9 protein-coding genes and 1 tRNA gene are annotated in these 9,512 nt (G+C 45.4%); 5 read left to right on the top strand and 5 right to left on the bottom strand.

Features of this window, described 5'->3' with window-relative positions:
- Positions 1-262 precede the first annotated feature (262 nt).
- Both bioF and IM507_RS19380 read right to left on the bottom strand, forming a co-directional pair.
- A complete protein-coding gene (bioF, locus tag IM507_RS19385) occupies positions 263-1,420 on the bottom strand; it encodes an 8-amino-7-oxononanoate synthase (protein WP_123231120.1) in 1,158 nt (385 codons plus the stop codon).
- Positions 1,421-1,487: 67 nt separating this feature from the next.
- Complete coding sequence (locus IM507_RS19380; protein ID WP_042790991.1) at positions 1,488-1,847, bottom strand: DUF6464 family protein; 360 nt, start codon at positions 1,845-1,847, stop codon at positions 1,488-1,490.
- Positions 1,848-2,055: 208 nt separating this feature from the next.
- Between IM507_RS19380 and IM507_RS19370 the strand changes: the two genes are divergently transcribed.
- Entirely contained in the window at positions 2,056-2,604 is a 549-nt protein-coding gene (locus IM507_RS19370; protein WP_002739343.1) for an RDD family protein, read from the top strand.
- Between the two features lie 207 nt (positions 2,605-2,811).
- Positions 2,812-3,087 carry a hypothetical protein gene (locus tag IM507_RS19365; RefSeq protein WP_002738957.1) on the top strand — a complete coding sequence of 92 codons (276 nt, stop codon included), beginning with the start codon at positions 2,812-2,814 and terminating at the stop codon, positions 3,085-3,087.
- A gap of 214 nt (positions 3,088-3,301) precedes the next feature.
- On the opposite strand, the gene IM507_RS19360 is transcribed toward IM507_RS19365, so the two are convergent.
- Together IM507_RS19360 and IM507_RS19355 are read right to left on the bottom strand one after the other, a co-directional pair.
- Positions 3,302-3,375 (bottom strand) — tRNA-Arg (locus tag IM507_RS19360).
- A 104-nt stretch (positions 3,376-3,479) separates the two neighbouring features.
- Positions 3,480-3,671: a hypothetical protein gene (locus IM507_RS19355; RefSeq protein WP_069474472.1), complete on the bottom strand. Its 192-nt coding sequence runs from the start codon at positions 3,669-3,671 to the stop codon at positions 3,480-3,482.
- Positions 3,672-3,877: 206 nt separating this feature from the next.
- On the opposite strand from IM507_RS19355, the gene IM507_RS19350 reads away from it, so the two are divergent.
- Positions 3,878-6,403 (top strand): mannose-1-phosphate guanyltransferase, encoded by a 2,526-nt coding sequence (locus tag IM507_RS19350; RefSeq protein WP_069474471.1) that lies wholly within the window; start codon positions 3,878-3,880, stop codon positions 6,401-6,403.
- Positions 6,404-6,483: 80 nt separating this feature from the next.
- Here IM507_RS19350 and IM507_RS19345 read toward each other — a convergent pair whose 3' ends face one another.
- Positions 6,484-7,866: a flavin monoamine oxidase family protein gene (locus IM507_RS19345; RefSeq protein ID WP_069474470.1), complete on the bottom strand. Its 1,383-nt coding sequence runs from the start codon at positions 7,864-7,866 to the stop codon at positions 6,484-6,486.
- 328 nt (positions 7,867-8,194) lie between these two features.
- Between IM507_RS19345 and IM507_RS19340 the strand changes: the two genes are divergently transcribed.
- A complete protein-coding gene (locus IM507_RS19340; protein ID WP_002738738.1) occupies positions 8,195-9,043 on the top strand; it encodes a M28 family metallopeptidase in 849 nt (282 codons plus the stop codon).
- 225 nt (positions 9,044-9,268) lie between these two features.
- Positions 9,269-9,512, top strand: a 244-nt coding sequence (locus IM507_RS19335; protein WP_272071989.1) for a nucleotidyltransferase family protein, incomplete at its 3' end; no start/stop codon positions are given.

Below are 9,512 nucleotides of genomic sequence, written 5' to 3'. Positions count from 1 at the left end.
GAAAAACTTGATTAATAATGTACAGGATTAATTCTACTACAAAATTGGAAGGAGGGGGCAACCATCGATCCCTACCTCCCACACTCCGAGAATGATTATTATTCTTGAGAATGAATAGTTTATTTTTTGGAAGTCCCTTATTGCGAAAGCCCAGTCTAACAAGTCGTTGGAGCGGCCAGGCTAGAGAGCTTGATGATGGGATCAAGGATGCTAACCGCCGCTCAACTTAGTTGTTCCCCACTTCCCACGAAAAACTTTTTCTCTATGTGGGGAAAGATTCGCCAATAGACTGGACAAGAATCTCTAGATGAGCGAGGCTATGGGTGGCCATGGCAGTAAATCGCAGACGACTGGTGGGAACGGTAGGAGGACGAATGGCGGGGGCAAAAATCCCTTTTTCTAGCAGTTTTTGCGATAATTCTAGGGCTTGACCTGGATTGGCTACCGGTAAACATAAAATCGCCGCTTCCGAAGGCAATATATTAAGATTATTTAATTTACTCTTGACAAAATTAATATTTTGGTGTAGGCGTTGGCGACGTTCTGGTTCCAGACGAATAATCTCTAAAGCCATTCTAGCAGCGGCGGTGTCGGCGGGGGATAAACCGGTAGTATAAATCCAAGTAGCGGCGCGATTGCGGATAAAATCGATAATTTTGGCGTTTCCAGTCACATATCCCCCTAAACTGCCTAAAGCTTTACTCAGGGTTCCCATCTGAATTAATTCCCGTCCCTGACAACCACAATATTCCACGCAACCTGTGCCATTTTCCCCCATAACCCCGGTAGCGTGGGCCTCATCCACCAAAACCATGCAATTATAAATCTCGGCTAGAGCGAGAATTCCCGCTAGGGGACAGATATCCCCATCCATACTAAACACTGTATCAGTGAGCAGTAAACAATGACGATAGTGATGACGGTGGGCTAATAACTGATTTTCTAAGTCTTCGAGACTATTGTGCCGGTATTCTTTCACCGTGGCACCGCTTAACTTGGCTCCATTTTTGAGGCTAGAGTGATTGTATTGATCGCCTAAAATCAGGTCTTTCTGCCCCACTAAACAGGTAATTGTCCCCAAATTGGCTAAATATCCCGAACTAAAAACGATCGCGTCTTCGCTATTTTTAAAGGATGCGATCGCTAATTCTAAGTCTCGATGAATATCTCGGTGTCCACTTAATAGACGCGAGCCGGTGCTTCCAGTTCCATAGCGTTGTGTTGCTGCTATGGCTGCCGCGATCATTCTTTCATCGGCTGCTAATCCCAGATAATCATTACTGGCAAAATTAATCAGCGATCGACCCTCTAATTCTATAACGGCTCCGCCCCGGCCTTGAATGGTTTTAACCCTTCGATACCAATTGGCCCGATGGAGGGTTTTTAAGCTGTCCTCGATCCAAGAATAAGGATGATTCATAGGCGATTTGTCAATATAGCAGTCAGCTAGGGGAAAAATAGCCAGATTGTTGCCGAAAAAGGCTCTTTTAAGGCTTAATAGTTTCGTAAAAACGACAATCTTGACAGGGACCTGGGGGGTTAATCGCACAGCGTAACAGTTCGGATCTGGCGTTAAAACGACAACTAGCATCCCCCATCACCCAACGTCCTTCAATCAAACTTTTTTCGTTAGGGGTGGGAGCAGTTTGTACATAAAGGGAAATTTTGCGTAAACAATAGCCACCAATCTTGTATTGATACTGGTGGTGACGTTCCAAAACCGCATAGGTTTGTCCTTTTAAGGCCAAATAATTACCCGGTTGTGGCATCCAATCCAATTGGATCTCTCCCAAACTTTGCCGTGGATGGGTTAGAATAACCTCCGTTGTTAATGAATCTTGCTCCATGATTATCCCTGTATTCTGGGCTACCTTTGCTCAATGGTAGCCTAAATCTCTGGCTCTCTTATTCTTTGTGTGATAAGTTTAACTTATATAATAGCGATCAATCTTTGTGTCCTTTGTGTCTCTGTGGTTCGTTCCACTCACTCTAGAATTGCCAATTTCCCGATTAGAGTAGAAGATAAACAGCAGGATTTTTCCGAGAATTTAGTTTATGGTTTACCCCATCCCACCTGAAGATAATCTACCGCAAAAATTTCCGAAAATTCCCTTAGATCGTCGTGCCTATGCTTTCCTGATCGACTTTGCCTCGATCTGGTTTTTAAGCTCCTTTGCTAACAGTTCGCCTGTACTACAATTTTTCCTTTTTCTCCTGATTTGGTGGTGTTTGCGGGTGTTATTAGTCGCGCAGAATCAGGGTCAGAGTTTAGGAAGTTGGGCCCTGGATATGAAGATCATCGATCTACAACTTCAGCGTTTACCCGGAATTTTGGAGTTAAGCAAACGAGAGGCGATCGCTGGTGGCGGGGCAGCTTTAATGATGGTAGGGTTAAATACTTTTTTTGGCAATCCTTTAAGCTTGATTTTATTATCTTCGCCCCTTTTCGCCGATTGTGGTATGGCGATCGGTGATGAGCAATTGAACCGCGCTTTCCATGATCGCATCGGTGGCACGATTGTTATTCCCACCCGTCGGGGTTTTTCTCTTGATCTACGTTTAAGAAGGCTTTGGTATCAAGTTAAGGGCAGAATGAGAAGATAAATAGCAGTTATCAGTGATCAGTGATCAGTTTTAAGTTTTGAGTGATACTAAATCCGGTTATTAAAAACTGGTTATTTATTCCCCCTTTTGCCTTTTGCCGTTCGGCTGTCCTGATATATAGCCTATACTCAACGGATTTAATATTATTCCGCCATCCGAGGGGCATCGGTGGGGGACAAGAAATTAGTCTATTAGGAGTTTACCAAAATGTCAGAAGACAGATTAGAGCGGATCGAGAAAATAGTGGAATCGAACGCTCGCGCTATTCAATCCCTAGCTGATGCCGTCGCTAGTGACCGCGAAGAACGGAAACAGGAGAAAAAAGGGCTTTACGATTACCTAGCTCGAATAGCAAGCGCACAATCAGATTTTTATGAGACTCAAGCCGATTTTTACCGGCATCTAGAGAGAATGGATGATCGACACGCTCAAATGATTGAAATCATCCGACAGATTAACGAGAACAGAAGCGATCAAGCCTAACCTCTAGAAGTTGCCCGTAGCCGTGCCTACGGGCTTAATTAAGCCCGTAGATATTTTGATAATGAACGCTATAGCAGTTTTCATCAGAATGAGGCATGGGCAAGGAGCTTAAGTCCTTTGTTGGCAAAACTTGTCGATACCTCAATAACGTGAAAAGCGCTATAAATAGCAGTTTCCCGGTCTCTTTTCACTGTTTACTGTTCACTGAAAAAGGCGGGATCGGCCGGGGTCGAACCGGCGGCCTAGTGCTTAGGAGGCACTCGCTCTATCCAACTGAGCTACGACCCCTTTTTTCCCTAACCATGATAAGCCATTCATGGCTAAACTGTTGATTGCCATCGATACCCAGCTACTTTCTGTTTTATGGCCGCAACCTTGGCAGTATGTTAATTTTATTTGCCCTTGAGGGCTTTTTTAAAATTCTTGCGATAGGCGGGATTAACAGCCAACAGAAGCGGCCAGAACATTGTTAAAGCTAAACGATTGGGTAAACTGGAACTAAAATTAGTGCTTCTGTACCCGTTCCAGAATTTCCAACCACCGACACCATAAAAAATTATTAAGATAAAAATAACGAGTCTCATGCCATCTCATCCTTAGATTTAGACAATTCACATCTCCCATTGTAAGCTTGGGTTTTGCCGGCTTGGGAAAAGAAAATATTGTCCTGAATCCGGGAGACGGTGTTAGAATGCCGGTTAGGAACTAGCTCGATCGAGATAGGAAAACTAAAGCCATAATTTGCAAAAACTATTTAAAAACGGCGAAAAGATAGCCTTGGGAGGAAGTTATGCGAGCGGTACTAATGGCAGGTGGTTCAGGGACAAGATTACGTCCGCTTACTTGTGATCTTCCCAAACCGATGGTTCCGATTCTCAACCGTCCGATCGCCGAACATATTATTAATTTACTGCGAAAGCATGACATTACCGAAATTATCACCACCCTGCACTATCTCCCCGATGTCATGCGCGACTACTTTCAAGACGGCAGCGACTTTGGGGTAAAAATCACCTACGCTGTCGAGGAGGATCAACCCCTAGGCACCGCAGGATGTGTAAAAAATATTGCCGAATGGTTAGATGATACCTTTCTGGTGATTAGTGGCGATAGTATCACCGATTTTGACCTGCAAAAAGCGATCGCATTCCATAAAAGCAAAAACTCGAAAGCAACCCTCGTCCTGACGCGGGTTGCCAATCCGATCGAATTTGGGGTAGTGATTACCGACAAAGAAGGCAGAATTCGCCGTTTTATCGAAAAACCATCCACCAGCGAGATTTTTTCCGATACCGTCAACACCGGAACCTATATTCTCGAACCAGAAGTCCTCGATTATCTCCCCTACAAAGAAGAAACCGACTTTTCTAAAGATTTGTTTCCGCTGCTGCTGCAAAGGGGCGAACCTATGTATGGTTATGTGGCCGATGGTTATTGGTGCGATGTCGGTCATCTGGAGGCCTACCGAGAAGCGCAATACGACGCTTTATCTGGCAAAGTTAACCTGGAATTTCCCTATCGAGAAAAATCCCCCGGAGTGTGGGTCGGCACTAATACCTATATCGATCCTAGCGCCCACATTGAGGCCCCAGCCATGATCGGCAATCATTGTCGTATTGGTGCAAATGTTCTGATCGAGAGGGGTTCGGTTATCGGCGATAATGTCACCATCGGTGCCGGTTCCGATCTGAAACGTCCCATCCTCTGGAATGGTGTGGTGATCGGGGATGAGGTCAATTTAGCCGCTTGTACGATCGCTAGGGGGACCAGAATCGATCGACGGGCCCAGGTACACGAAGGTGCGGTGATCGGACAATTATCGATCGTGGGAGAAGAAGCGCAGATCAATTCCGGGGTGAGAGTCTGGCCGAGTAAACAGATCGAATCGGGAGCCATCCTCAATATTAACCTGATTTGGGGAAATACTGCCCATAAAAACCTCTTTGGTCAACGAGGAGTATCGGGCCTCGCTAACATCGATATCACGCCCGAATTCGCCGTTAAACTGGGGGCATCCTACGGTTCCATTCTAAAACCGGGGTCAACGGTAATCGTCTCCCGGGATCAACGTAGTGTCTCGCGCATGGTCAGTCGATCGCTGATTGCCGGTTTAATGTCCGTGGGAGTTAATATCCAAAACCTACAAGCGAATGCTTTACCGATTTCGCGGACTTTAGTGGCTAAATTAAACGTAGTCGGTGGCATTCACGTTCGTATTCATCCCGATCGCCCGGATTTTCTCTTAATCGAGTTTTTAGACGAAAAAGGGATTAATGTTTCCAAAGCGAGGGAAAAGAAAATCGAAGGGGCCTATTTCAAAGAAGATCTGCGACGGGTGGGAATGCAGGAAATCGGCAGTATGTCCTATCCGGCTGATATTCTCGATAATTACCGCAAAACCTTTGAAACTCAGCTAAATGTGGAGGTCATTCGCAATAGTAGCTCCAAAATTGTCATTGATTACGCCTACGGAGTCTCGGGAGCAATTTTACCGGAATTACTGGCCAAATTTGGCTGTGATGCCGTGGTTCTCAATGCCAGTTTACGTCAGAATGCCCTTTCCATGCAGGAAAGAGAGTTACTAATCCATCAATTGGGCCATGTGGTGGAGGCCCTGAAAGCGAACTTAGGTGTACAGGTTTCGGCCAATGGGGAACAGTTAGTCCTCGTCGATGAGAGTGGTTTATCGATTCGCGGGGAACAATTAACTGCTTTAATGGTGAATACAATTCTGACCGCCCATCCTCGCGGTACAGTGGTAGTGCCGGTTCATGCTTCTAGTGCCGTGGAACAGATCGCACGTCGTCACGATGGCCGGGTGGTGCGGACAAAAGCCAGTCCTAGCGCTTTAATGGAAGGATGTCAAACCAATCCTAATGTGGTTTTAGGAGGCTCTGGGCAAACTGGCTTTATTTTTCCGCAATTACATCCCGGTTTCGATGCCATGTTCAGCGTGGCGAAACTTTTGGAGATGTTAACCATTCAGGAACGTTCTCTAGCTCAGGTGCGGGCCGAGTTACCGCGCATTTACAATAAGAATACGGCGGTGCGTTGTCCTTGGAAAGTCAAGGGATCCTTGATGCGCTATCTGGTGGAAACTCACGCTACCGATAATCTAGAGTTAATCGATGGGGTGAAGGTGATTAATCCCCTCAATGATGACTGGGTATTGATTTTACCCGATGCTGGAGAACCTTTAGTGCATATCTATGCTAACAGTGAGCAGCGGGAATGGGTCGATCGGACAATTAAAGAATATCGTCATCGTGTCCAGCATTTCGTCGAACATTACCAGGGCGAAATAGTGATGATTTAGGATTTTTTTGCCCTATTAGCCCCCGAAACTTGACTATGAGGATTTTTTTGACCTAAAAGGTGTCCTAGCCCTGTAAATGCTCATTTTTCCCGCAAAAGCAAGGCGATTCGATCAGCCGCTGCCTCACCTGTGCGGATCGCTCCCTCAAAAAATCCTGGCCAGCGATCAGCCATTTCTGTGCCGGCCCAGTGAATCGGTCCGACGGGAGTAAAAAGAGCCTCGCCGAAACTTGTCCAGACTCCGGGGGGCATAAAAGCGGCATAGGCGCCACCAGTCCAGGGATCCCCGGGCCAATCCACCTCATCGTAACTGATCGGGAAAAGGGCCTCTTGACCGAAATAAATAGCTAAATCCGAGAGGACGGCGGCACGACGCGCTGGGCCACTCATTGAGCGCCAACGAATATAGCGATCGCCAACCACAAAGGTGGCGATTACCCCGACACCGGTTTCGGGATCGGAACTATCAGCACAGAGTTCCAACCATTGACAATTCCCTTGAGCAACTCCCGCTAGTCCCTGTTTTCGCCAGAAAGGTTGCTCATAGGAAATCAGGATTTTAGCGCAGCATCCCATCGGTACTCGTTGGGTTAGTTGTTCTCGCTGGGGTGGCAGCGGGGGATGATAAATAATGCGGCCGGCAAGATGGGGCGGCATGGCAATGATGGCAAATTTGGCGGTAAAAGTGTTCTGGGTGGTTTCTATGGTGACACCGGCCGAGTCATAATTAAGGCGAACAACTGGTTCCCCCAGTCGAATTCGCTCTCCTAATTCCGCCGCGATCTTGTCGGGAATTTGTCCGGCTCCGCCATGGATCAGTTCGGCTTCTGGATGTTCGGCCTGAGGGGCGCAATTTTGTCCCCAAAGAACGTGCAGCAGTGAGACTTGCTGGGGTTCGGCCGGCCCGAGAAAACCCACTGCACGCACCATATAAGCAAAATACCATTGACCAAAATCTGTGCTGGTGTTTTCTTCAATCCACTGGGCAAAAGTTTTACTATCTAGTTTTTTGGTGTGATCGTTGCTTTGGGGATAACCGGAAGGTAGGGTTTTGGCTAGTTCTTGAAAACGCGCCCATGCTGACATCGCATCTTGCCATTCTGCCGGGCCGATATCGGGTACTTCTCCCTCGTGGAAACCTTGAAAAAAACCGTTGAATTCATAGCGTTTGTTGTTGAACACTAGGACGGTTTTTCCCTGATTGGGAGAGGGAAAACGACGTATTTTGTACTCATCGAGGAGGGACAAAAAACGCTCTTGGGTTGGACCCACCCACTGACCACCTCGATCGATCCACTGTCCGGAGGGGAGATATTGACCAGACATCCTACCACCGTAACGATTTCGCGCTTCGATCACCAGAACTTGATGACCTTGCCTCTGGAGATTCCGCGCGGCGATTAATCCTGCTAATCCTGCCCCGACAACGATACAATCATAGCTAGTCAACTGGAGATTTGTCATGATTTTAGCTCCACAGAATATTTTATAATTAGGGTTTGCTGAATAAATCTAAAAACCTTGTTGGATAAGGCTTTTAGACTTTTTTGACCTCAAAAAGTCCCGACCCTTGCAGTGATTGAGGGGAAAATTCAGGTACTTTTTCCCTGAAAATTAGGTAATTGACCAGGTGAAAATGGGTAAAACCCCACACCCCACACCCCACACCCCACACCCTGCCACCAGGAAAAACTTTTTCAGCAGACCCTAATTAACAATTATTATTTTCCCCGATTTTTCCCTCAGTTTCTCTATCCATTGGCTCTTTTGATTAAATTATCTGCTGCTATCAATGTTTGATCTTCTTAGCGATCGCTTAAGCCAACACCTAGAACAAATTGTCCGAGAAAGAAACCCTTTTTTCTCTAGTCAAGGACATTTTTATGTGCGAGAATACCTACGGCAAGAGTTAGGAAATTGGGGAAAGGTTGAATCACATTGTTTCCCTTTTCAGGGAAAAGTTTACGAAAATTTAATCTTGGATTTGCCTAACAATAGTCAAAAACCTCCGATTTTAATTGGCGCTCATTATGACACGGTGCCGGGGTCGCCGGGGGCTGACGATAACGCCACGGGATTAGCGGTATTATTAGAATTAGCGAGGTTTTTTGGGGAGAATCAGGCTAATTATCCAATTCGTTTAATTGCCTTCGATCTAGAAGAATACGGATTACTGGGGAGCATTGCCTACGCAGAAAAATTAAAACAAACTAAGCAGGATTTAAGGTTAATGTTATCCTTAGAAATGCTCGGTTACTGTGATAAAAATCCCCATTCTCAAAAATATCCAGCTTTTCTAGAACATTTTTACCCCAACACCGGGGATTTTATCGCTTTGATTGGCAATCTCAAAACCCGTGAGGATTTAAATTTTCTTAGTCGAGTCATGAGAGAAAATCAGACTCCCTGCGAATGGTTGCCGGTAATTTTTGGAGGTTATATCGTCCCCGATACTCGACGCAGCGATCATTCTCCCTTTTGGGATTGCGGTTATTCGGCAATTATGGTGACAGATACTGCTAATATGCGTAATCCCTATTATCATAGTTCTCAGGATACAATCGCTACTTTGGATTTAAATTTTCTAACAAGAGTCTGTCAAGGTCTCTGTTTTGGATTGCAATCTTTACCGATGAGATAAAAGTTAGCGTGTAGGGTGAGTTAGCGTTAGCGTAATGCACTAATACCAGTTAGAAACTCAACATTATTGACGACATTGGTGTGGTTGGGTTTCGCTCAAGCGTCACTAATATTTGACAGACAAAAGTTATTATTGCTCAACCCAACTGACAAAATGGGCGATCGCTTATGACAAAAATTGCTATCATAGAAACTATTGATATTCAATGATTTAGGGGTAATCATAATGACACAGTTAACTGAAGAACGAAAACAAGAGATTATTGCTGAAGTTTTAGCAGCGAGAGCAAACCGTGAACAATTTCTATTAGAGATGAAACAACGGCAACAAGCAGGGTTAAAAATTGCTCAAAAATGTGCTAGTCTCCTTAAAGAGAAGTATGGAGTCACGAAAGTTGTTTTATTTGGTTCATTGTTAAATTATGAAGAAATAACTCCCCATTCTGATCTTGATTTAGCGGTTTGGGATT

Origin of the sequence: Microcystis sp. M20BS1 (genome assembly GCF_020245305.1) — a bacterium.
GTDB classification, from domain to species: domain Bacteria; phylum Cyanobacteriota; class Cyanobacteriia; order Cyanobacteriales; family Microcystaceae; genus Microcystis; species Microcystis ichthyoblabe_A.
Note: the sequence above shows the minus strand (reverse complement) of the source record. Positions and strands in the feature narration are given on the sequence as shown.

Bases quoted from the DNA above. Each gene is read 5' to 3' on its own strand.
- IM507_RS19380 (WP_042790991.1), bottom strand. From the start codon at position 1,847: ATGGAGCAAGATTCATTAACAACGGAGGTTATTCTAACCCATCCACGG.
- IM507_RS19340 (WP_002738738.1), top strand. From the start codon at position 8,195: ATGTTTGATCTTCTTAGCGATCGCTTAAGCCAACACCTAGAACAAATT.
- IM507_RS19355 (WP_069474472.1), bottom strand. From the start codon at position 3,671: ATGAGACTCGTTATTTTTATCTTAATAATTTTTTATGGTGTCGGTGGT.
- IM507_RS19350 (WP_069474471.1), top strand. From the start codon at position 3,878: ATGCGAGCGGTACTAATGGCAGGTGGTTCAGGGACAAGATTACGTCCG.
- IM507_RS19370 (WP_002739343.1), top strand. From the start codon at position 2,056: ATGGTTTACCCCATCCCACCTGAAGATAATCTACCGCAAAAATTTCCG.
- bioF (WP_123231120.1), bottom strand. From the start codon at position 1,420: ATGAATCATCCTTATTCTTGGATCGAGGACAGCTTAAAAACCCTCCAT.
- IM507_RS19365 (WP_002738957.1), top strand. From the start codon at position 2,812: ATGTCAGAAGACAGATTAGAGCGGATCGAGAAAATAGTGGAATCGAAC.
- IM507_RS19345 (WP_069474470.1), bottom strand. From the start codon at position 7,866: ATGACAAATCTCCAGTTGACTAGCTATGATTGTATCGTTGTCGGGGCA.